Here is a 20,370-nt window from a genome sequence, read left to right as displayed (position 1 = left end):
CTCGATGGTCAACAAGCCGAATATCGACATAGCACTTGTCAGCCGATTGATCGCCGCGCAATTTCCCAAGTGGAAGGATCTTGCGATCAGGCCGGTTGCATCAGGCGGCTGGGACAACAGGAACTTTCATCTCGGTGACGAGATGACCGTGCGGCTGCCGAGTGCCGGGGCCTATTCCCTGCAGGTGGAAAAGGAGCATCGTTGGCTGCCGAGACTGGCGCCTCTGTTGCCGCTGCCGATTCCGGTGCCGCTGGCGATGGGAGTTGCGGCCGAAGACTACCCGTGGCACTGGTCCGTCTACCGCTGGATCGAAGGCGAGACGGCAGAGCGCGAGCGGATTGCCAGCCTGCCGCAATTTGCGACCGATCTGGCCGCGTTCCTGGTCACCCTTCAGCGTATCGATGCCACCGGCGGACCGGCGCCGGGACAGCACAATTTCTTTCGCGGCGGAGCACTCAGCGTCTACGATGGCGAGGCCCGGCAAGCGATTGCCGCCCTCGACGGCAAGATCGATACGGACGCCGCCAGTGCGGTGTGGGAGGCAGCACTTGCCGCACAATGGCACGGTGCACCGGTCTGGTTCCACGGTGACGTCAGTTGGGGAAACCTGCTGGTCAGGCAAGGCCGGTTGAGCGCGGTGATCGACTTCGGAACCTCCGGCGTCGGCGATCCCGCCTGCGATCTGGCGATTGCGTGGACGCTGTTGGAAGGCAAAAGCCGGGAGGCGTTTCGTGCCGGCCTTCCGGCCGACGGGGCGATGTGGGCGCGCGGTCGTGGCTGGACGCTTTGGAAGGCGCTGATCACGGTTGCCGGGCAGATCGACGTCAACCCTGTCGAGGTTGAAAGATCCCGTCATGTGATCGATGAAGTGCTTGCCGATCACGCGCACGGGGCGTGAGGCGCCAAACGTTCAAGCCGCTCTCGCCCACCAGATCCTGATCCTGTGGCCGAACCATCCTCGCATGGCGCGACCAGGGACATTCTGACCGAAACGACGCTTTCCCGGACTTATGGAGTGCCGATCCGCCTGATCGAGGCGGGCGACCACGTCGCCTGCGTCGCCAAGGTCGACTGAGAGGCGTCGCGAAGGAATCGCCTTCAACGGTTGACTGCTGTCACAATCAGCGACGCGACAGCGCTCCAGGGGGTTTCGATCGCTTTGGAAGAGGCAGACAGGCTTGGAGGCGTCATCCCGCTTTTCGCCTCGGTATCAAAGTGGGTTTGGCGGATCGGCGGCATCTGACGATAAAGGGGGCGGCAAGATTCAGGCGATTTCGGCGTAAATCAGGTAGATATTCCGCATTATACGGTCATTTTGGAAATATAGCACGTCACAATTGTATTTAGCCGCGAAAGTATCGGTATATATATTTAATAAATGACATTGTGCCAGTTGTGCCACTCGTCGGATTCGCAAGTGTTATTTGTGCAACACAGTATTAATCTGTTCAAGGAATTGGCATTATTCGAGAAATCGTCATTGAAGACAGATGATCGATGGGTATGTTCGCCGCTGAAAAGGGCGAGCGATGCGAGCCTTTTTCGCTGTGGGGGTGAGGCGGGAAAACATTGCCGCCAGCCACAAATCCGAAGCCATTTATAACTATGACTGGAGAGGTCAGAAAATGAACATCAAGAGCCTCCTTCTCGGCTCAGCCGCGGCCCTCATCGCGGTCAGCGGCGCGCGGGCCGCCGACGCTGTCGTCGTTGCCGAGCCGGAACCTGCCGAATACGTCAAGATTTGCGACGTCTATGGCGCCGGCTACTTCTACATCCCGGGCACCGAGACCTGCCTGCGCATCGGCGGCTATCTCCGCTACGACATGGGCGTCGGCGATTCCGGCACGTTCGATGGTGTCAACAACGTTGCCGATCACATGGACGGCGATAGGCACGACACTTATTACAAGAACATGCGCTTCACGCTGAGGACTTATACCGGCCAGGAAACCGAGCTCGGCACGTTGAAGACCTTCACCGAGACCCGGTTCCAGTTCGGCAACTCCTCTGGCGACTATGACGGAAGCTCAAGCACTGGCTGGCAAGCCGGCAATAACAAGGCAGATGGAACCAGCAAGACTTCGCTGAATTTCGCCTGGATCCAGCTCGGTGGCCTGCGGGTCGGCAAGGATGAAACGGTATACGACCAGTTCATCGGCTATGCCGGCAATGTCATCCAGGACACGCTCATCCCGTATGGTGTCAAGGATACCAACCTCATCAGCTACTACTTCGACGCAGGCAGCGGCTTCACGGGCGTGGTCTCGCTCGAAGAAGGCACCGCCGTCAACACGATCGACAGCTACGTTCCGCATGTTGTCGGCGGTTTGAAGTACAAGGGCGACTGGGGTGCGATCACCGGCGTCGTGGCCTATGACAGCAACTATGAGGAAGTGTCCGGCAAGGTCCGTCTGGACGTCAACGTCAGCAAGGAACTGACGCTGTTCGTCATGGGCGGCTACGGCACCAACGACAACATCAACGACTTCGGCACAGGCCGTACCCAATACAAGCCATGGGGCGGAAACTGGGCGATCTGGGGCGGCGGCACCTACAAGTTCAACGACAAGACCTCGTTCAACGCCCAGGTCTCCTATGACGACTGGAAGAACCTCGGCGTCGCGGCCAACGTTGCCTACACCATCGTCCCCGGTTACACGATCACGGCCGAAGTCGATTACCTCAATGCAGGAAAATTCGACGACTTCGATTTCAACAACTGGACCAAGGCCGACAAGAAGAGCAGCGTCGGCGGCATCGTTCGCTTCCAGCGCAATTTCTAACAGATCGACTGACCTCACCAGCCCGCCCGCAGCACATCGCTGCGGGCGGTTTTTTATGCCATTGGCATGAGAGTTACCCAGGGCCAAGCCGATACCTTGATTTCGCCACCCGATCGGTGAAAAGCTCCTGAAATGGAATGGCGCGACGATGGAATCATTCTCGGCACCCGCAAGCATGGCGAAACCAGCGCCATTCTCGAGGTGTTGACGCGAGCGCATGGCCGTCATCTCGGCCTTGTTCGCGGCGGCCGTTCGCGCAAGCAGCAGCCTGTTCTCCAGCCCGGCAACCGTGTCGACCTGTTGTGGCGAGCGCGCCTTGACGAGCACCTCGGCACGTTCCAGGCCGAAGCGATCGAGATGAACGCGGCCCGGCTGATGGACAGCGCCGTCGCCGTCTACGGCTTGCAGACCATGGCCGCGCATCTGCGCCTGCTGCCCGAGCGCGATGCGCACGAAGGTCTTTACGAAACGCTTGCCGTAATGATCGTCCATCTCGACGATGCCGAAATTGCCGGCGAACTGGTGGCGCGCTTCGAGCTTCTGGTGCTGGACGAACTCGGCTTCGGCCTCGATCTCAGTCAATGTGCCGCCACCGGCACGCGACAGGACCTGGCCTATGTCTCGCCGAAGTCGGGACGCGCGGTATCGCGCGAAGCCGGTTTGCCTTGGCGCGACAAGATGCTGGCTCTGCCGGCTTTCCTGCAGCGCGGCTCCGGCCTGCGCGCCGATGCGGCAGCGGTCGAGGACGCCTTCCGGCTCACCGGCTTCTTCTTCAACCGCCATGTCTATGAGCCGCGCGGCTTCGAGCCGCCAGACGCTCGTACCGGCTTCCTCGCCGCCTTGCGCAAACATCACGCGCGCGGCAAGGCCATAGCTGGCGAGGACGCAGCCAGAGAAATCATCACATGAGCGAGGTCGAACTTTATCCTGGCCGGGTCTCACCGCTCGGCCTCGGCACCATTCCGCACGCCGACATCCTGAAATACACCGGTTTGGAATTGCTGCAGCGCATCGTCGACGGCAAGTATCCGGCGCCGCCGATTTCCTTTCAGCTGAATTTCACTCTCACCGAAGTCTCGGAAGGGCGCGCTGTCTTTCGTGGCATGCCGAGCGAGCGCCATCTCAATCCGCTGGGCAGCGTACATGGCGGCTGGGCGGCGACGCTGCTCGATTCGGCACTGGCCTGTGCCGTGCAGACGCTGCTCGAAAAGGGCGAGGCCTATACGACGGCGGAGTTCAAGGTGAATTTGACGCGTCCCATCACGCCGAGGACCGGCGAGGTGGTGTGCGAGGGCAGGGTTGTTCACAAGGGCCGCACGTTGGCGGTGTCGGAAGCGACGTTGAAGGATGCCGGCGGCAAGCTGCTGGCTTTCGGCACCGAAACATGCTCGATCTTTCCGGCCGCCAATCTGGCGGCGCGTTGACTGGCGGCGCATTGAGTTTTCCGAGCTTGGATTTTCTGGCCGCTTGGCCGCCGCATTTGAATGTCAGTACGACGGATGTCAGTGAAAACTGGCCTGGTTTGGGGGAACCGCCATGTTTGAAAGCCTGATCGGCCTTGTCGCCATCATCGCTTTGTTCGTCATCATTTCGCGCCAGCAGAGCCGCATCGGCCTTGTCGAGCGCGAGCTTGGCGCGCTGCGCAGCCTGGTCCTTTCCGGTGCCGTGCCGCCTGCGGCCCAGTCGTCCGAACAGGTGGACGACAACGCGCCCGCCGACATGGCTCCGGACGCAGCGGCTGCGACCGATATCGTTCCGCCGGAGGTAAGCGCATCAGTCACCGCCCCGGCGCCAGCCACGGACACGGAAGACTCGACCGGCGAGATCGTCTCCGGGCCGTGGACCGCTCCAGAACCGGCACCGAAGGCGGTGGATCCCGCGGAGCTTCCCGGAGCGGCGAAAGCCGCCCGCCAATCCGATGTCGAAACCGCGCTCGGAACCCGCTGGGCGGTCTGGGTTGGCGGCATCGCACTGGCGCTGGGCGGCCTGTTCCTGATCCGCTACACCATTGAAGCCGGCATTTTCGGTCCCGGCGTGCGGCTGGCCATGGCCGGCGTGCTCGGCCTGGTGCTGGTCGCCGGCGGCGAGTTCATCCGCCGCACCGGCTTCAAGGTGCCGGTGCAAGGGGCCGCCGGCGCTTATATTCCAGCAATCCTGACTGCTGCCGGTGCCTTCATCCTGTTCGGCACCGTCTATGCCGCGCATGGCATTTACGGCTTCATAGGCCCGGCACTCGCTTTCACGCTGCTCGGCGTCATCGGCGTGGCGACGATCGCGGCAGCCCTCGTCCATGGCCAGGCGCTGGCCGGCATCGGTCTCGTCGGTGCCATGGTGACGCCGGTGCTGGTCGCCTCGCAGGCGCCCAATCCCTGGGCGCTGTTCGGCTATCTCGCGATCGTGCTCGCCGCCACCGGCGTCATCGCCCGCATGCGCGCCTGGACGTCGCTGATGGCGGCGGCCTTTTTCGGCACCTGTGTCTGGACCATCCTTTACATGACCGATGCGCGGGGGGCGAACCTCTCCGCCATCCTGTTCATCGACGCCGTCACGCTGGCTGTGCTGGCCCTTGTCTGGCTCGCTCGCCGTGGCGATGAAACCGGGCAGGCCAGGGTTTTCGACTGGCCGTCTATCGTGCCTGGCTTGTTCATCGCATTCTCGGCGCTTGGCCTGTCGGTCGACCCGGTCTTTGCAGCCGCCGGCGATGCCTTGCCGGGCGCGGTGGTGATCGCCGCAATGGTGGCTGTCGCGCTTTATCGTCCGCTGGCGCTGCCGCTCCTCTATGCCGCGGGACTGGTCATGGTGCTGATCTATCTCGGCATCATCCCGCCAACCTCGATCGCTTCCGATTTTTCGGGCGGTGCCCTGGGCGTCGACGGACTGCCGGTGGCCACGTCCAACGCGCTGACCTTGCGCATCGGCATCGTACTTGGCCTGGTTTTCATCGGCGCCGGCTTCTGGGCCGCACGCCGGTTCGCCGCCGGCACGCAGATCCGCGCGGCCTCATGGGCAGCGTGGGGCGTCATCGTCCCGCTGGTCGTCCTGCTGGCGCTCTGGTTCACTTTCGGCAATCTCGACCGTGACTTTGTCTACGCTGCCGCGGCGGCACTGCTGGTCGTCATTTTCGCCGCCGGTGGCGAGTGGATCGCGCGGGCCGAGGAGCCGCCGCTCAAGGGCGGTGTCGCGGTGTCGTTTGCCTTGGGCGGCGCGGCCATCGCCGGGCTCCTGCTCATGCATATGGCTTTCGATTCCGGCTGGACCACCATCCTGCTCGGTGCGGCGGCCATCGTGCCGGCGCTGGCCACGCGCCGGCGCGCCTATCCGGTGCTCGGCTGGATTTCGGTCGGCGCTGTGATCGCGGTGCTTGGCCGCGTCGCTTTCGACCCGACCATTGTCGGCGCCGGGTTCCTGTCGAGGACACCGGTCTTCAACTGGCTGTTGCCCGGCTACGGCGTGCCGGCGCTGGCCTTCGGCTTCGCCGCCTGGCAGCTCGCCCGCACCACGAATGGCCGGCCGCGCCTTGCCATGGAGGCGGCTGCGGCGCTGTTTGCGCTGCTCACGCTCGCCATGCTGGTGCGCCACGCCATGCACGGCGGCGTCATCGACACGGGTGCTATGACGCTCGCCGAACAGTCGATCTACACGCTGATCGCCATTGGCGCCGGCGCCATCCTGGTCGCCATCGACATGCGCTCGCCAAGCTCGGTGCTGCGCTATGGTTCGATGGCCGCCGGTGTGGCCTCGGTCGCCTTCATCGTTGTCAGGCATTTCGTCTTGCTGAACCCATTGTTCACCGACGAATCGACCGGCCGCATCCCGGTGTTCAACCTGTTGTTCCTCGCCTATCTCTTGCCAGCGGTCGCCGTTGGCGCGCTGGCGCTCTACACCAGGGACAAGCGGCCGAAATGGTATGCGCAGATGTTGGCTGTGGTGGCTGCCGCGCTTGCCTTCGCCTATGCCACGCTCTCGGTGAGGCGTCTGTTCAAGGGCGAGTTCATCGGCTTGTGGAGCGGCCTCGGCCAGCTGGAAACCTACACCTACTCGGCGCTTTGGCTGGTCATCGGTGTGGCGCTGCTCACCGCCGGCGTCTGGCTGAAGTCGCAGGTGCTGCGAATTGCCTCGGCCGCGCTGATCGCGATCGCCGTGCTGAAAGTCTTCATCTTCGACATGTCGGAGTTGGAGGGAGTGCTCAGGGCGCTGTCCTTCATCGGCCTCGGCGCGGTGCTGATCGGCATCGGACTGTTTTATCAGCGGCTGCTGACGCGGGCGGCGAAGGAGGGATGACACGCTTGCTTCCGTGAACAGTTCTTACCGGTTCATGGACCGCCTATTCGCTATTTTCGGATGGTGCCACGCACGCGGCGTTGTACGACTGCCTCTTTGATGAGGCCCGCGATCTTGCGGACAAACGCCGGGCTGAAGGAACCTATTGGCTTCGTCGTGACCAGATCATAAGCTTCGTCGACTTGTACGCGGTTGTACTCGTCTAGAATCAGCCACGACGGAAAATCGAGCCCACCTCTGCGGCACTCGATTTCGCTCACGGCAACATGCGTGTGGGACTGGTCGGGCTTTTGCGAAGTGAGCGGGAACAAGAAGAGTGCGGCAGGCGTTGCCGGCGTTCTAACCACAATGCAGACGGGCCGCGCCTTGCGGCCGGACTCCTCGCCGACATCAGCCTGCCGCGCCCATAGATAGTAGTATCGAAGCAAATCGCCGGGCTTAAGCATCCGGCTTGTCGCCGGTTGTGATGGCCTCCAATCCGGACATGAGTTCATCGTGGATCTCGTCCGGCGCGTCCTCAAGCGTGTAGGCTACGGCATGAGGCGAACTGACGAGCTGCCGGTATTGGGTGGCTGACAGGATGATCAGCTTCTCCTTGCCACGTTTCGTGAGAGCGACAGGCTCGATCATTGCCGTTTCGAGAATTTCGCCGGACGCCCGGTTCATGTCTGAAAAGGTGAACTGCTTCATCGGGTGGTCCTCATATGTATTTCACCTATTGTGCATATTTTACGTATCTAAGCAATCGATTTGCCGCTGCCTTCCGGTCGGGAATAAATCGGCACCAGCCAGCGTTATCTCATTGCTTGGGTGACCGGAGCGGCGGACCGCTTCGCGCTGGCCGCTTGCGCCGCGCCCGGAAGGCGCGTTCAATCGGATCAACAAGGGCGACCTCGAAAACCAGCGGTCATGGACGAAAAGAAGGCAGCAATCCTTGGCGAAATACCGCGCCTGCGCCGATACGCACGCTCGCTTTTGCGCGACCGCGACGCAGCCGACGACCTTGTTCAGGATTGCCTCGAGCGGGCGCTTGTGCGGCTCGACAATTGGCAGACAGGAGAAAGCCCCAGGAGGTGGCTGTTTACGATCATGCATCATTTGTTCATCGATCAGATGCGCAAGGTGAACCGCCGCGGCGAGGCGGCGATGCTGCCGCTGGAGGCGGGCGAGGCCGTTGCCCAGCCGGCCGAGCAGATGGAGAGCATTGCCTCGCGCGAGATCATCGACGCATTGCAGGCGATCAGCCCCGACCGTCGCGCAGCCCTTGTCATGGTTGCCATCGAAGGTTTTTCCTATGCCGAAGCCGCCAACATTCTGGGCGTGCCTGCGGGCACGCTGATGTCGCGCATTGCGCGCGGGCGTGAGGAATTGCGCGGGTTGCTGGACGACACGGCGCGCCGCCGGGCGATAAGGATCGTCGAGAAATGATCCGCCGCGACTTTTCCGAACGTGACATCCACATGGCGCTCGATGGCGAGCTGCCCGGCGATGAGCGCTCGGCCTACGATGCCTGGCTCGACGCCAATCCCGAAATGAAGGCCAAGAGCGCCCGTTTCACCGCCGACCGAGCGGCGCTGCGTGCCGCCTTCGCCGACGTGCTGGACGAAGCCGTGCCTGCGCGGTTGCGCAAGGTCGTGCTTGGCGAGGTGCCGGTCAAGGCATCTGTGCCACGCTCACGCTGGTGGCTTGCCGCTGCTGCCGCCGTGCTTCTGGTCACTGGCGGACTTGGTGGCTACTTTGCCGGCATCGATGGCATCGGCCAGGAGGACCCGGCGGAAGATCGGCTGGCCGAGCAGGCAATCGCGGCCCATGTCATCTATGCCGCCGAAAAGCGGCATGCCGTCGAGGTGCCGGCCAGCGACAAGGACCATCTGCAGACTTGGCTGTCCAACCGGGTAGGGCTGAAGCTGGTGGCGCCGGACCTGACCGCCGACGGATTCCAGCTGGTGGGCGGCCGGCTGTTGCCGGCAGGCGAGAGCAAGGCCGCCATGCTGCTTTACGAGGACGGCAATGGGCAGCGTATCTCGCTGTTCGTCACCACCGAATCGACCGAGAATGCCAAGGGCACCTACGCCGCCGCGCAAGACGGACCCGAGGCCGTCTACTGGCTGGACAAGGGCTATGGTTGTGCCGTGGTCGGCTCCTTGCCGCGCGAGCGGTTGGCCGAGGTCGCGAGGAGCGCCTACACGCAACTTGTAAACGGGCTGGCAAGCTGAACGGCATCGCTTTTGCCGGTGCCGTCGATCCAGGAATGCTGATCCGGCCGAAGGACCTTTTGCGCCCGTCGGGCCGGCGTCGGATTTGTCACAATTCGGCCCTAATCGAGGTGCGATAGCGCTTGATGAATGCCGTCGCATCGCCCCGAAAATCGGAAACGGTTTTTGGTAACCCGAGGCGAAGATTCAAGGTGGTGGAGCGGACTTCGTGCGCCCAGGTGGACGCCGGTTTTCCCAACGCCCTGGTTGGCGTCAAGGACGTGTTCGAGTAGGGCCATTTCCACCACCAATCGAGGTTTTCTGAAGCCGCATGCCTGCCGAGATCCGCACGGCCCGCGCGTCTGACGTCGATGATCTCGCCGCCATTGAGAAAGCTGTTTTCTCAAGCGACCGTATTTCCCGCCGCTCCTTCCGCCTGTTCATCGAGCGTGAAACCGCCGAGACGCTGGTCGCCGAAGTCGACGGCCGCGTGGCCGGCTATGCGATCGTGCTGTTTCGCAAGGGCAGCGGCGTGGCGCGCCTCTACTCGATTGCGACCAGTCCGTTTTTCGGCGGACTGGGTGTCGGCCGCATGCTGCTCGGATCCGCCGAAGATGCCGCCTTCGAGCACGACCGCATGATGCTGCGCCTCGAAGTTCGCGAGGACAACAGCCGCGCGATCCGCATCTACGAACGGGCCGGTTATCGCAAGATCGGCCGTGAGCCCGGCTACTATGAGGATGGCGAAACGGCACTTCGCTACGAAAAGACCTTGCGTGGCGACATTCCGATCGCCACCAAGGTTCCGTTCTACCCGCAGACCTGCGAATTCACCTGCGGCCCGTGCTGCCTGATGATGGCGATGGCCAATTTCGATCGCGGCTTCGTGCCGGATCCGGTCATGGAAATCCGCCTGTGGCGTGAAGCGACGACCGTCTTCATGATGTCGGGTCCCGGTGGTTGCGAGCCATTCGGCCTTGCTGTCTCGGGCTACGAAAGCGGGCTCGCGGTGGAGATCTACGTTTCCTTCTATGGCGCGCTGTTCCTGCAATCGGTGCGCAGTGAGGACAAGCGCAGGGTGATGGAACTGGCCCAGGTCGACTTTCGCCGACGCGCGGAACTTTACGGTATCCCGGTGAATTACCGTGCATTCACAATCGACGATATCCGCGCTGCGATCGCTGGGGGAAAGCTGGTGCTGGTGCTGATCAGCGGCTTCCTGATGTTCGGCAAGAAGGTGCCGCACTGGGTGCTGGCGATCGGCGATGACGGCGACCATATCCTGATCCACGACCCTTGGGTCGAGGATGAAAGGCAGGAGACCATCCTTGATGCAGCCAACATTCCCGTGCCTTACGGCATCTTCATGAACATGGCGCAGTTCGGTCGCGATGGACTGCGTGCCGCCATCACTCTGGGAAAGCGTGACAGATAATGACCTGGGTCATCCTTACCGGCAGGCAGAGCGATCTCGACCAGGTGGCGACACCACACAAGATCATCACCAATCGCGACTATCTTGCGCATCCGTCGCTGTTTCGCGGCCAGCGGCCGAAGGTCATCAACCTGTCGAACAACTACGCCTACCAGAGCCGCGGCTACTATGCGTCGCTGCTGGCAAGCTCGCGCGGCCACAAGGTGATCCCGACCGTCGAGACGATGATCGACCTGTCGGAGCGCAAGCTCTATGAACACGCTTTGCCGGAACTGGAACTGGCGCTCAACAAATGCCGCAAGGACCTCGGCGACGTTTTTCCGCAAAAGGTCTGCATCTTCTTCGGCATCGGCCCGTCGAAAATCTGGGACCGCTTCGCCAAACTTCTGTTCGACTGGTTCCGCGCGCCGGCGCTCGAAGTCCACATCAAGGACAGCGCCGAATGGGCCTCGATCCGCAAGATCGGTTTCCATCCGCTGGCGCGGATGACCGAGGACGAGGAAAAAAGCTTCATCCAGTGCCTGGAGACCTACACCAACCGCGAATGGCGCGACACCAAGGGCCGCACGCCGGCGCGCTACACCTTCGCCACGCTGGTCGACCCGCATGAGGAATTGCCGCCCTCGGAGATATCGTCGCTGCGCTATTGGGCCAAGATCGCCGAGAAGATGGGCGTCGAAATCGAGCCGATCACCAAACGGGACCTCGCCAAGCTCGCCAATTACGACGCGCTGTTCATCCGCGAGACCACCTCGATCTCCAACCACACCTATCGTTTCGCCCGCCGCGCCCAGCAGGAAGGAATGCCGGTGATCGACGATCCGCTGTCGATGATCCGCTGCACCAACAAGGTCTATCTCAACGAGCTGATGGCCTACAACAAGGTACCGGTGCCGCCGACGGTGATGATCGCCGGCACCTCGGATCTCGAACTGGCGGCGCAGACCCTGGGCTTTCCGCTGGTGCTGAAGATCCCGGATTCGTCGTTCTCGCGCGGCGTCAAGAAATGCGCCAATTTCGAGGAACTGAAGACGCTGGCCACCGAATGGCTGGAGGATTCCGACCTTCTGATCGCGCAGAAATTCATTCCGACCGAGTATGACTGGCGCGTCGGCGTGCTCGGCGGCCAGCCATTGTTTGCCGTGCACTATCTGATGGCCAAGAAGCACTGGCAGATCGTCAACCACAAGGCCAACGGCAAGCCCGACCAGGGCGGCATCAAGACCTTCACGCTAAAGGAAACGCCGGCGCTTGTCGTCGAGACGGCAGTGAAGGCGGCGCGCTGCATCGGTGACGGGCTCTATGGAGTCGATCTCAAGGAGACCAAGGACGGCGTCTTCGTCATAGAGGTCAACGACAATCCCAACCTCGACCATGGCTGGGAGGATTCCGGCGAGAAGGACGAGGTCTGGGTGCGGCTGACGCAGTGGTTCCTGGAGCGGCTGGACCGGCCGGGGCGGTAATTTGATCGGGGGTAGAACATGCAGTTCATCGTCATCGAGGATTTCACCGGCTGCGATCGCAAGGAGATCTACCGCCGCTTTCGCGACCGCGGCCGCCTGAAACCTGACGAGCTTCTCGTGCACCACAGTTGGATCGCGGCGGACATGAGCCGCTGCTTCCTGCTGGTGGAGACCGATGACGTCACACTGCTGCAGCGTTGGGTCATCGAATGGGCGGATCTGGTGGAGTTCGAGATCATCCCCGTGGCGACAAACAAGGACATGGCTGAGGCATTGAGCGGGCACCTCTGATCATCGCCGCACACTACGTCAACGCAGTGCCGGCGAGCCGACTGCGCGCCGACACTCGTCGATCAGCCACAGGCGAAACGCCGCCACGACATCGCGCCTGGCGCTGCGCTCCGGGATCGTCAGGCAATAGGGCTGGCGCAGCTCCAGTGCCTGGGCGAGGGGCCTGACAAGTCGGCCGTCTGCCAGCGCCGCGGCACAGTAGATCCCTTGCGCCAGCGCCACGCCCAATCCCGAAATGGCAAGGTCGAGTGCCGCGCGCGATGAGTTGGCCGAGAGGCCGCGCTGCGCTGCCCGGCCGGGCTCGATGCCGGCCGCCTCGAACCAGTTGTGCCAGGACGGAAAGGACGCACCAGTCGGTCCCCAGCCCGTGTGGATAAGCGGCAGGCTGGCCAGGCCCTCGGGTTTGATTGTGTCCGCCAGCCCGGGGGCACACACGGGATAGACTGCGTCCTGGACGATGTCCTCGGTCGGGTGCTCGCGATAATGCGGCCCATAGGAGAGCCTGATGTCGATCAGTTCACGGTCGAACGGCACCGGGTCGTCGTCGCCTCTGAGCGATATGTCGACGACGCCATGGCTTGAGGCAAAACCAGCGAGACGCTGCGAAAGCCAACCCATGGCCATGGATGGCGGCACCGACACCACAAGGCGTGGGCGGAACGTATCGCCGCCCAGCTGGCGCGCGACGCTGCCGATCTCCTGGAAGGCCATGGTCAGCCTGGGCAGCATCTCGACGCCGGCCTCGGTGAGGACGACGCGCCGGTTGACGCGGTGGAACAGCTTGCGGCCCATCTGCTCCTCGACCGTGCGGATGAGCTGGCTGACGGCGGCGGCCGATACCGAAAGCTCTTCCGCCGCCGCGGCAAAGCTGCCCGCACGCGCCGCGGCCTCGAAGGCCTGAAGTCCTTTGAGAGATGGAAATGTGACCATGATCATCAGATAGATAAGCTCAGCTTATCAAAATTGCAGAAATCGTCGTTTTTGGAAAGTTTTTTCTTTGACTACAGTCGGTGCCATCAAATCCAGCCCGGATCGAAGCCTATGGATCATCGCGACGTAATTTCATCGTTGACGCAGGAAGAGCGCAACCGCCTGACCGCCAAGTCGGATGTCGCGGGTCTCGTCCAACTCGGCGCTCATTGGGGTGCGATCGTGATCATCGGATCGCTGATCGCCGCCAAGGTGCCCTTCTGGCCGCTGCTGATGCTGCCGCAAGGCATCCTCATCGTGTTCCTGTTCACGCTGCTGCACGAAACGGTCCATCGCACGGCCTTTGAGTCGCAATGGCTGAACGATGCCGTGGCGCGGGTGTGCAGCCTGGCGATCGCGCTGCCGGCGGACTGGTTTCGCTATTTCCATTTCGCCCACCATCGATACACGCAGGACCCGCAGAACGACCCGGAACTGGCCTTTCCCAAACCGGAGACATGGCGGCAATATCTTGTCCACATATCCGGCATTCCATTGTGGTGGGGCCACCTCAAGACGCTTTATGCCAACGCGATGGACCGCGGCCGGGAAAGCTACGTTCCACCCAAGGGCTATGACAAGGTGCGCATCGAGGCGCGTGCCATGATTGCCTTCTATGCCGTGGTCATTCTGCTGGCCGTCTATTTCCAGCTCTCGGTGCTTCTCTATGTCTGGATCCTGCCCGCGCTGTTGGGACAGCCGTTTCTGCGCCTCTATCTCTTGGCCGAGCACGGCCGTTGTCCGTTCGTCGCCAACATGCTGGAGAACACCCGGACCACGCTGACCAACTGGCTGGTCCGCAAGCTGGCGTGGAACATGCCGTTCCATGCCGAGCATCATGCCTATCCCGGCGTGCCGTTTCATCAACTGCCGCAGTTTCATGCACTGATCGGGCGGCATCTCAAGGTGGTCGAGCCCGGCTATGTCAGCTTCCACGGCAAATACATCGACACGCTGCGTTGACGATGGCCGGCCTCAGCCGGTCTGGCTGTGGAGCGCTCGGGATTTCAACAGACGCTGGATCTCGGCGGCCGTTGACGGCACGCCGATCAGATAGCCCTGCGCCTCGGTACAGCCATTGCCGCGCAGGATGTCGAGTTGCACCTCGGTCTCGACCCCCTCGGCGGTGACAGTGATGCCAAGCTCGGCGCCCAGCCCGATGACGGTGCGAACGATCGCCGCGGCGTCACGATTGCCCAGGTCGTGGATGAACGAACGATCGATCTTGATCTTGTCGACGGGAAAACGCCTGAGGTAGCCGAGCGAGGAATAGCCGGTGCCGAAATCGTCCAGCGCGATGCGGACGCCGAGTTCGCGCAACTGCCGCAGCGTCCTTAGCACCGCCTCGCTTTCGTCCATCAGCACGGTTTCGGTTATCTCCAGTTCCAACCGATCGGCTGGCACGCCGGAGAAAGCCAGCGCCGAGATGACGCTGCGGGCGAAGCTGCCGCTTTTAAGTTGCACGGCCGAGACATTGACCGCGACGCGCAGGCCGGCGGGCCAGTCGGCCGCCGCCGTGCAAGCTTTCCTCAGCGCCCATTCGCCAAGCGGCACGATCAATCCAGTGTCTTCGGCGACCGGAATGAAGCTGTCCGGCGCCACCGTGCCGCGTGTCGGCGAATGCCAGCGCATCAAGGCTTCCGCGCCGACGATCTCCCCGGATGCGATGTTCATGATGGGCTGGAAGTCGAGGTCGAATTCCTGGCGCGGCAGCGCGGTCTCGAGGTCGATCTCCAGCGCACGCCGTGCCTGTACCATAGCGTCCATTCCGGGTTCGAAGAACCGATACTGATTGCGCCCTTCGCTCTTCGCCCGGTAAAGCGCTGTATCGGCGTTCCTCAGCAGCGTGTCGGCATCTCCACCGTCGTCGGGGAAAACCGCTATGCCCAGGCTGATGCCGATATGCATCTCGCGGCTCTTGTCGCGGAACGGTTTTCCTATTGTCTCGATGATGCGCTTCGCGAGTTTTTCAGCATTGGCAATGCCCTTGAAATTGAACTGGATGATGACGAATTCGTCACCGCCGAAGCGGGCAACGACGTCGTTTTCATTATGAAGGCAGCGCTGCAGCCGCTCGGCCACGCTCTTCAGCAGCCAGTCGCCGGCCGGATGTCCCCAAGTGTCGTTGACCGCCTTGAAGCGATCGAGATCGAGCGAGAAGATCGCCAGCGGCGTGGCCGCCGTGTCCTCCAGCGCAAGGTCGAGCCGTTCGCGAAACATCGAGCGGTTGGGCAGTCCGGTCAGCATGTCGTGATGCGCAAGATGGGTCATGCGCTCTTCGGTACGGCGGCGCTCCGTAACATCGTCAAAGGTCGCCACCCAACCGCCGCCGTTCATCGGCTGGCGGGTGACCAGAACCGTCCTGCCGTCTGTAAGATGCCGATAGGCCGAATGCATTTTTTTCGCCACCAGGCAGGCCTCGGTCTTGGCGACTTCGCTGTCGACATCGATCTTCGTATAGATGCCGAGTTCCAGCAATCGTTCGAGCGCGTCGCGGTGCGTCGTTCCAAGCGGGAAGTCCGCCGCGGTGACGTTGTAGAGTTCTAGGAAACGCCCGTTGCGCACGATCATCTTGCCGTCGGCGTCATACATCAGCAGGCCTTGCGACATATTGGCGAGCGCTGCGTCGAAGCGGCGGTGCTGCTCTTTGAGGTCCTCTTGCGCGCGGCGCTGCTCAGTGATGTCCTCATAGATCGAGACCCAGCCGCCCAGAGCCAGAGGGCGGTGCGAGATGCTGACGATGCGGCCGTCCGACAGTGTTTCTTCGTAGGTCGAGGGCTTTGCCTGATCGATATAGGGTTTGCGGATGGCGTAGAGTTCGTCGGCGGTTTGCGAGGCGATGCCGATATCGACGCTGTGGCGCAGAATGTCGAGGAACCGGATGCCGGGCCTTATCACCCTGGTGTCGAGGCAAAAGATGTTTAGGTAGTTGCCGTTGCAGATGATCATCCGCTCGTCGGCGTCGAACATGCACAGGCCGTGCGACATGTTCTCGACCGCAGCCGAAAAGCGTTGGTTCTGCTCGCGCAGTTCGTCTTCCATGTGGCGGGAGCGGTCCATGCCTTCGGCCTCCCGTTTCGGGTTGGTCGAACCATCCTTGGCATCAGCGACGGGCATGAGCGCGCCTGCGGACCGTGATCGAACGCGCTATTGTGGCCGCCGCCGGTTAATTTAGCGTTTTTAGTCGATTGCGGTCGCCGAAACCTGGTGTCGCGATGTCTCGATCGCGGAAAACCGCTTCAGGAACGCATTTTGCGCCCAGGTCACCGAGCGTGGCGTGAAATCGAAGCGGTCGGCATTGAAGCCGCGCGGACGGCCGAAGAACTCGGTCGCCTCCGCGGTCGAAAAGCCGGCGAGCAGCGTTGCCTCGAAATAGGCGGCGATCTGGTCGGCGCGCTTGATCTCCTTGCGCAGCGCAGCACCCGGTTCCGGCAGCGAGAAGCGCAGATGGATGGCGCGCTGCAGCCGCAACTCACAATCCTTGTAGCTGCCGCCCATTACCGATTTGAACGGTGAGATCATGTCGCCGATGACATATTCGGGGGCGTCGTGCAGGAGGGCCGCCAGCCGGGCGTCGGCCGAAGCCTCGGGTACCAGGTCGCGGAACAGCGCTTCGACCAGCAGCGAGTGCTGGGCGACCGAAAAGGCATGCTCACCGCTGGTCTGGCCGTTCCAGCGGGCAACGCGGGCGAGCCCATGCGCAATGTCTGAAATCTCGATGTCGAGCGGCGAGGGGTCGAGCAGGTCGAGCCGGCGGCCCGACAGCATGCGCTGCCAGGCGCGTGCCGGCGCGCCAACGCGGTCGGCGGCCATCAGACCCCCTCCGCGCTGACGGCTTCCTGCGGGAAGGTGAATTTTGCCCAACCGGGAATGGCGAGTGAAACGGTGGCGTCCCCGGCCATGATCGGCTGGCCGGCGTCGAGCGCCGCCTTGACCCGGTCGATGCGGGCAATGGCCAGACCGGTCGTGCCGGTGGTCGAGCCGAGCGTGCCAACCGGCCGGCCTGCAACGGTTAGCTCGGCGCCCGGCGCGGGCAGGGGTCCGTCGGCCGATACAATCAGCACGCGCCGCCTGGCGGTGCCGCGATGCTGCATGCGAGAGACGACCTCCTGGCCGACATAGCAGCCCTTCTTGAAGCCGACGCCACCGGTTTCGTCCAGCAGCACGTCGTGGGGGAAGGCGTCTCCGAGTTGGTAGTCGCTGCCGCTTTCGGCAATGCCGCCGGCAATGCGGAAGGCTTGCCACGCGGCAAGATCGCTGCGCTCATCTGTTTCGCCATAGGAACGCGTGACGGCACCCTTCGGAAAGCGTGTGTCGGCGGCTGCCGTTGAATCAGATTGTGAGGGTGTTGATTCATGTCCCCATGCGACGGTGACAAATGCCTTATCGGATTTTGCAATCTCGACCTTAGCGCGCAGTTTGTAGAGCGTCAGCCGGCGTATGAAATCGTCCGCTATGTCGGCACGGCATTCGAGCCGGAATGCATTCTCGCCGGTGCGCGAGATCAGGAAATCGAACAGGATCTTGCCTTGCGGCGTCAGCAGCGCACCGGGCTTGGCTTCGCCGGGAGCCAGAATGTCGAGATCGGTGGTCACGATGTTTTGCAAAAAATGCTCGGCATCCGGACCTGATACGGAAATGAGGGCGCGGTCTTTGAGCTGGGCAAAGGGCATGGGCGGAAAAGCAACCTGATCTTGCAAAATGGTCGGCCTTTACGTAAGCCGCTGGCACTCCCCCCGCAAGAGAGCATGGCCATGATCTACGACCTCATCCTGACAGGCGGCACAGTGGTCAACCATGACGGCGAAGGGGCTCGCGACATCGGCGTGAAGGACGGGCGCATCGCTGCCATCGGCGGTCTCCGCCAGGCCTCGGCCGGCGAGACGATCGACTGCCGCGGCCTGCATATCCTGCCGGGTGTCATCGACAGCCAGGTGCACTTTCGCGAGCCGGGACTGGAGCACAAGGAAGATTTGGAAACGGGGTCGCGCGCGGCCGTGCTTGGCGGCGTCACCGCCGTGTTCGAGATGCCCAACACCAATCCTTTGACCACCAGCGAGGCAGCGCTTGCCGACAAGGTCCGGCGCGGCACGGATCGCATGCATTGCGATTTCGCCTTCTGGGTCGGCGGTACCCGCGAAAACGCCGGGGATGTCGGCGAGCTTGAGCGGCTGCCGGGCGCTGCCGGGATCAAGGTTTTCATGGGCTCGTCCACTGGCGACCTGCTGGTCGAGGATGACGAGGGCGTGGCGTCGATCCTGAGAAACACGCGCCGGCGCGCCGCCTTTCATTCGGAAGACGAATTCCGGCTGCGCGAGCGTCTTGACGAGCGCATCGAGGGCGACCCGGCATCGCACCCTGTCTGGCGCGACGAGATCGCCGCCTTACGCTGTACCGAACGGCTTGTACGCATCGCGCGCAGCGTTCGCGCCCGCATTCATGTCCTGCACATCTCGACGGCCGAGGAGATTGTGTTTCTCGAACAACACAAGGATGTCGCGACCTGCGAGGCAACGCCGCATCATTTGACGCTAAGCGCCGACGACTACGCACGCCTTGGCACGCTGATCCAGATGAACCCGCCGGTACGCGCCGCCCGCCATCGCGACGGCGTCTGGCACGGCATTGCCCAAGGCGTCGTCGACGTGCTCGGCTCCGACCATGCGCCGCACACGCTGGCCGAGAAGGCCAAGCCGTATCCGGCCTCACCGTCGGGAATGACCGGCGTGCAGACGCTGGTGCCGATCATGCTCGACCACGTCAATGCCGGCCGGCTGACCTTGCAGCGCTTTGTCGACCTGTCCAGTCATGGCCCGCAGCGGATCTTCGGCATGGCCAGGAAAGGCCGCATCGCCGCCGGCTATGATGCCGACTTCACCATCGTAGACATGATGCGGCGCGAGATGATCACCAATGCGCAGGCCGGCTCGAAAGCCGGCTGGACGCCTTATGATGGCAGGGAAGTGACGGGTTGGCCGGTCGGCACCGTCATTCGAGGCCGACGTGTCATGTGGGAGGGCGAAATCGTCACGCCAGGCCAAGGCAAAGCGGTGGAGTTTTCCGAGGCATTGCCCGTCTAGGCTCCCGGATCTCTGCAAGGGCAGAGGCAGAAAGCTCAATCCCCGGCGACGAAGAACGACCACTGTCCGGCAGGCGTGATGCCGACACGGTAGAAGATATAGGCGCCGAACTGCTTCATATCATTGAAATCGCCGGCGGTGACGATCTTGAAGAGCTCGACCCGCTGCTTGGCGTCCAGCTTGTCCAGCGGCAGGGCGAAGAAATACGGCCACACATAGAGTTCTTGTGGCGTGCCGGCATCGAGGTGGACGTAGCCGGCATTAAGCACCTCCTCCAGGATGGCCAGAATCTCCTGGCCGTCTGGGTCTCCGGAGAGGCCCTTGAGGAAGGCGATGGCGTCGCCGTCTATGTCGGTCAGCGATATCTGTGTCATGCTCTCGCCCGTGCCGATCAACGGCCGCAGCTTTTCGATATCGCCGCCCTTGCAGGCTTCGACGATCAGATCGTGCATGCGCCGCACCGGTTCCGGCAGCTTGCCGAGATCGTAGACGACCTCAGGCACCGGCGTTTCCGGATCGACGCGCGGTCTGGTCACGCCGCCATCCGCCGGGCTGTCCGGCTCGGCTTCGGCAGGAGCAGTCGGCTGGCTGGCCGGCGGCGGTGTTCCGACCGGGTTGGGCATTGGCACGGCGCTTCCGGGGGGCGACATGTCGTCGTCGGCCGGCGGCGTGACTGTCGGGGGGAGCTCTTCGCGCTTGATTTCGCTCAGCGCATACACGGGGCTGCTCGCGAGACACACAAGCAGGGGAATCGCGGCACAGCAAGCGGCGAAGGAGATGCGAAGGATCAAGCCACACGGCTTGCCTGACATCGAAAAACTCACTGCCCGTTTCTCCCTGCTTCCGGGCATGACGCCCGAGCGGCATGTTCCC

The 20,370-nt window shown here is 62.7% G+C and carries 20 protein-coding genes; 13 read left to right on the top strand and 7 right to left on the bottom strand.

What is annotated here, in order from left to right:
- Positions 1 to 4: 4 nt before the first annotated feature.
- From NKI99_RS03725 to NKI99_RS03700, 6 genes are all read left to right on the top strand, one after another.
- Positions 5 to 898: an aminoglycoside phosphotransferase family protein gene (locus NKI99_RS03725; RefSeq protein WP_352609816.1), complete on the top strand. Its 894-nt coding sequence runs from the start codon at positions 5 to 7 to the stop codon at positions 896 to 898.
- A 45-nt stretch (positions 899 to 943) separates the two neighbouring features.
- Complete coding sequence (locus tag NKI99_RS03720) at positions 944 to 1,075, top strand: hypothetical protein (RefSeq protein ID WP_352609815.1); 132 nt, start codon at positions 944 to 946, stop codon at positions 1,073 to 1,075.
- 550 nt (positions 1,076 to 1,625) lie between these two features.
- Positions 1,626 to 2,783 (top strand): porin, encoded by a 1,158-nt coding sequence (locus NKI99_RS03715; RefSeq protein ID WP_352609813.1) that lies wholly within the window; start codon positions 1,626 to 1,628, stop codon positions 2,781 to 2,783.
- A 132-nt stretch (positions 2,784 to 2,915) separates the two neighbouring features.
- Positions 2,916 to 3,692: a DNA repair protein RecO gene (recO, locus tag NKI99_RS03710; RefSeq protein ID WP_352609811.1), complete on the top strand. Its 777-nt coding sequence runs from the start codon at positions 2,916 to 2,918 to the stop codon at positions 3,690 to 3,692.
- The gene (locus NKI99_RS03705) at positions 3,689 to 4,207 is read left to right on the top strand and encodes a PaaI family thioesterase (RefSeq protein ID WP_023812876.1); all 519 of its coding nucleotides are present in this window, start codon (positions 3,689 to 3,691) and stop codon (positions 4,205 to 4,207) included. Before recO ends, NKI99_RS03705 begins: the two co-directional genes overlap by 4 nt.
- A gap of 112 nt (positions 4,208 to 4,319) precedes the next feature.
- On the top strand, positions 4,320 to 7,064 hold the full coding sequence (locus NKI99_RS03700; RefSeq protein ID WP_352609810.1) for a DUF2339 domain-containing protein: 2,745 nt from the start codon (positions 4,320 to 4,322) through the stop codon (positions 7,062 to 7,064).
- Between the two features lie 50 nt (positions 7,065 to 7,114).
- On the opposite strand, the gene NKI99_RS03695 is transcribed toward NKI99_RS03700, so the two are convergent.
- Positions 7,115 to 7,510 carry a hypothetical protein gene (locus tag NKI99_RS03695; RefSeq protein WP_352609808.1) on the bottom strand — a complete coding sequence of 132 codons (396 nt, stop codon included), beginning with the start codon at positions 7,508 to 7,510 and terminating at the stop codon, positions 7,115 to 7,117.
- Complete coding sequence (locus NKI99_RS03690; RefSeq protein WP_023812878.1) at positions 7,503 to 7,754, bottom strand: type II toxin-antitoxin system Phd/YefM family antitoxin; 252 nt, start codon at positions 7,752 to 7,754, stop codon at positions 7,503 to 7,505. Before NKI99_RS03690 ends, NKI99_RS03695 begins: the two co-directional genes overlap by 8 nt.
- Before the next feature lie 219 nt (positions 7,755 to 7,973).
- Between NKI99_RS03690 and NKI99_RS03685 the strand changes: the two genes are divergently transcribed.
- The 5 genes from NKI99_RS03685 to NKI99_RS03665 all read left to right on the top strand — a co-directional run bounded on the left by NKI99_RS03685 (position 7,974) and on the right by NKI99_RS03665 (position 12,448).
- Positions 7,974 to 8,492 (top strand): RNA polymerase sigma factor, encoded by a 519-nt coding sequence (locus NKI99_RS03685; RefSeq protein ID WP_023812879.1) that lies wholly within the window; start codon positions 7,974 to 7,976, stop codon positions 8,490 to 8,492.
- Positions 8,489 to 9,280 carry an anti-sigma factor family protein gene (locus tag NKI99_RS03680; RefSeq protein WP_352443177.1) on the top strand — a complete coding sequence of 264 codons (792 nt, stop codon included), beginning with the start codon at positions 8,489 to 8,491 and terminating at the stop codon, positions 9,278 to 9,280. Before NKI99_RS03685 ends, NKI99_RS03680 begins: the two co-directional genes overlap by 4 nt.
- A gap of 310 nt (positions 9,281 to 9,590) precedes the next feature.
- A complete protein-coding gene (locus NKI99_RS03675) occupies positions 9,591 to 10,694 on the top strand; it encodes a peptidase C39 family protein (RefSeq protein ID WP_127257394.1) in 1,104 nt (367 codons plus the stop codon).
- A complete protein-coding gene (locus NKI99_RS03670) occupies positions 10,694 to 12,157 on the top strand; it encodes a RimK family ATP-grasp domain-containing protein (RefSeq protein WP_352609806.1) in 1,464 nt (487 codons plus the stop codon). The genes NKI99_RS03675 and NKI99_RS03670 overlap by 1 nt, the downstream gene beginning before the upstream one ends.
- An 18-nt stretch (positions 12,158 to 12,175) precedes the next feature.
- On the top strand, positions 12,176 to 12,448 hold the full coding sequence (locus NKI99_RS03665) for a DUF3303 domain-containing protein (protein WP_127268533.1): 273 nt from the start codon (positions 12,176 to 12,178) through the stop codon (positions 12,446 to 12,448).
- Positions 12,449 to 12,466: 18 nt separating this feature from the next.
- On the opposite strand, the gene NKI99_RS03660 is transcribed toward NKI99_RS03665, so the two are convergent.
- Positions 12,467 to 13,378, bottom strand: coding sequence for a LysR substrate-binding domain-containing protein (locus NKI99_RS03660; protein ID WP_352609928.1), 912 nt, complete (start codon positions 13,376 to 13,378; stop codon positions 12,467 to 12,469).
- Between the two features lie 111 nt (positions 13,379 to 13,489).
- Here NKI99_RS03660 and NKI99_RS03655 point away from each other — a divergent pair, with 111 nt between their 5' ends.
- Positions 13,490 to 14,380 carry a fatty acid desaturase family protein gene (locus NKI99_RS03655; RefSeq protein WP_352609805.1) on the top strand — a complete coding sequence of 297 codons (891 nt, stop codon included), beginning with the start codon at positions 13,490 to 13,492 and terminating at the stop codon, positions 14,378 to 14,380.
- A 12-nt stretch (positions 14,381 to 14,392) separates the two neighbouring features.
- Here the strand turns inward: NKI99_RS03655 and NKI99_RS03650 are convergent, their stop codons facing one another.
- The 3 genes from NKI99_RS03650 to ygfZ all read right to left on the bottom strand — a co-directional run bounded on the left by NKI99_RS03650 (position 14,393) and on the right by ygfZ (position 18,090).
- Positions 14,393 to 16,534 (bottom strand): putative bifunctional diguanylate cyclase/phosphodiesterase, encoded by a 2,142-nt coding sequence (locus tag NKI99_RS03650; protein WP_352609803.1) that lies wholly within the window; start codon positions 16,532 to 16,534, stop codon positions 14,393 to 14,395.
- Between the two features lie 63 nt (positions 16,535 to 16,597).
- Entirely contained in the window at positions 16,598 to 17,230 is a 633-nt protein-coding gene (locus NKI99_RS03645; protein WP_127289343.1) for an HD domain-containing protein, read from the bottom strand.
- On the bottom strand, positions 17,230 to 18,090 hold the full coding sequence (gene ygfZ, locus NKI99_RS03640; protein WP_352609802.1) for a CAF17-like 4Fe-4S cluster assembly/insertion protein YgfZ: 861 nt from the start codon (positions 18,088 to 18,090) through the stop codon (positions 17,230 to 17,232). The genes NKI99_RS03645 and ygfZ overlap by 1 nt, the downstream gene beginning before the upstream one ends.
- A 75-nt stretch (positions 18,091 to 18,165) precedes the next feature.
- On the opposite strand from ygfZ, the gene NKI99_RS03635 reads away from it, so the two are divergent.
- Positions 18,166 to 19,497, top strand: coding sequence for a dihydroorotase (locus NKI99_RS03635; RefSeq protein ID WP_352609800.1), 1,332 nt, complete (start codon positions 18,166 to 18,168; stop codon positions 19,495 to 19,497).
- 35 nt (positions 19,498 to 19,532) lie between these two features.
- Here NKI99_RS03635 and NKI99_RS03630 read toward each other — a convergent pair whose 3' ends face one another.
- The gene (locus tag NKI99_RS03630; protein WP_023812890.1) at positions 19,533 to 20,321 is read right to left on the bottom strand and encodes a hypothetical protein; all 789 of its coding nucleotides are present in this window, start codon (positions 20,319 to 20,321) and stop codon (positions 19,533 to 19,535) included.
- Between the last annotated feature and the right edge of the window lie 49 nt (positions 20,322 to 20,370).

It is taken from the genome of Mesorhizobium sp. M0239 (assembly GCF_040321815.1).
Lineage (GTDB): Bacteria > Pseudomonadota > Alphaproteobacteria > Rhizobiales > Rhizobiaceae > Mesorhizobium.
Note: the sequence above shows the minus strand (reverse complement) of the source record. Positions and strands in the feature narration are given on the sequence as shown.

What these genes read in the sequence shown, in the direction of transcription:
- NKI99_RS03725 (WP_352609816.1), top strand. Translation starts at nt 5, where the DNA reads ATGGTCAACAAGCCGAATATCGACATAGCACTTGTCAGCCGATTGATC.
- NKI99_RS03715 (WP_352609813.1), top strand. Translation starts at nt 1,626, where the DNA reads ATGAACATCAAGAGCCTCCTTCTCGGCTCAGCCGCGGCCCTCATCGCG.
- recO (WP_352609811.1), top strand. Translation starts at nt 2,916, where the DNA reads ATGGAATGGCGCGACGATGGAATCATTCTCGGCACCCGCAAGCATGGC.
- NKI99_RS03705 (WP_023812876.1), top strand. Translation starts at nt 3,689, where the DNA reads ATGAGCGAGGTCGAACTTTATCCTGGCCGGGTCTCACCGCTCGGCCTC.
- NKI99_RS03700 (WP_352609810.1), top strand. Translation starts at nt 4,320, where the DNA reads ATGTTTGAAAGCCTGATCGGCCTTGTCGCCATCATCGCTTTGTTCGTC.
- NKI99_RS03695 (WP_352609808.1), bottom strand. Translation starts at nt 7,510, where the DNA reads ATGCTTAAGCCCGGCGATTTGCTTCGATACTACTATCTATGGGCGCGG.
- NKI99_RS03690 (WP_023812878.1), bottom strand. Translation starts at nt 7,754, where the DNA reads ATGAAGCAGTTCACCTTTTCAGACATGAACCGGGCGTCCGGCGAAATT.
- NKI99_RS03685 (WP_023812879.1), top strand. Translation starts at nt 7,974, where the DNA reads ATGGACGAAAAGAAGGCAGCAATCCTTGGCGAAATACCGCGCCTGCGC.
- NKI99_RS03680 (WP_352443177.1), top strand. Translation starts at nt 8,489, where the DNA reads ATGATCCGCCGCGACTTTTCCGAACGTGACATCCACATGGCGCTCGAT.
- NKI99_RS03675 (WP_127257394.1), top strand. Translation starts at nt 9,591, where the DNA reads ATGCCTGCCGAGATCCGCACGGCCCGCGCGTCTGACGTCGATGATCTC.
- NKI99_RS03670 (WP_352609806.1), top strand. Translation starts at nt 10,694, where the DNA reads ATGACCTGGGTCATCCTTACCGGCAGGCAGAGCGATCTCGACCAGGTG.
- NKI99_RS03665 (WP_127268533.1), top strand. Translation starts at nt 12,176, where the DNA reads ATGCAGTTCATCGTCATCGAGGATTTCACCGGCTGCGATCGCAAGGAG.
- NKI99_RS03660 (WP_352609928.1), bottom strand. Translation starts at nt 13,378, where the DNA reads ATGGTCACATTTCCATCTCTCAAAGGACTTCAGGCCTTCGAGGCCGCG.
- NKI99_RS03655 (WP_352609805.1), top strand. Translation starts at nt 13,490, where the DNA reads ATGGATCATCGCGACGTAATTTCATCGTTGACGCAGGAAGAGCGCAAC.
- NKI99_RS03650 (WP_352609803.1), bottom strand. Translation starts at nt 16,534, where the DNA reads ATGCCCGTCGCTGATGCCAAGGATGGTTCGACCAACCCGAAACGGGAG.
- NKI99_RS03645 (WP_127289343.1), bottom strand. Translation starts at nt 17,230, where the DNA reads ATGGCCGCCGACCGCGTTGGCGCGCCGGCACGCGCCTGGCAGCGCATG.
- ygfZ (WP_352609802.1), bottom strand. Translation starts at nt 18,090, where the DNA reads ATGCCCTTTGCCCAGCTCAAAGACCGCGCCCTCATTTCCGTATCAGGT.
- NKI99_RS03635 (WP_352609800.1), top strand. Translation starts at nt 18,166, where the DNA reads ATGGCCATGATCTACGACCTCATCCTGACAGGCGGCACAGTGGTCAAC.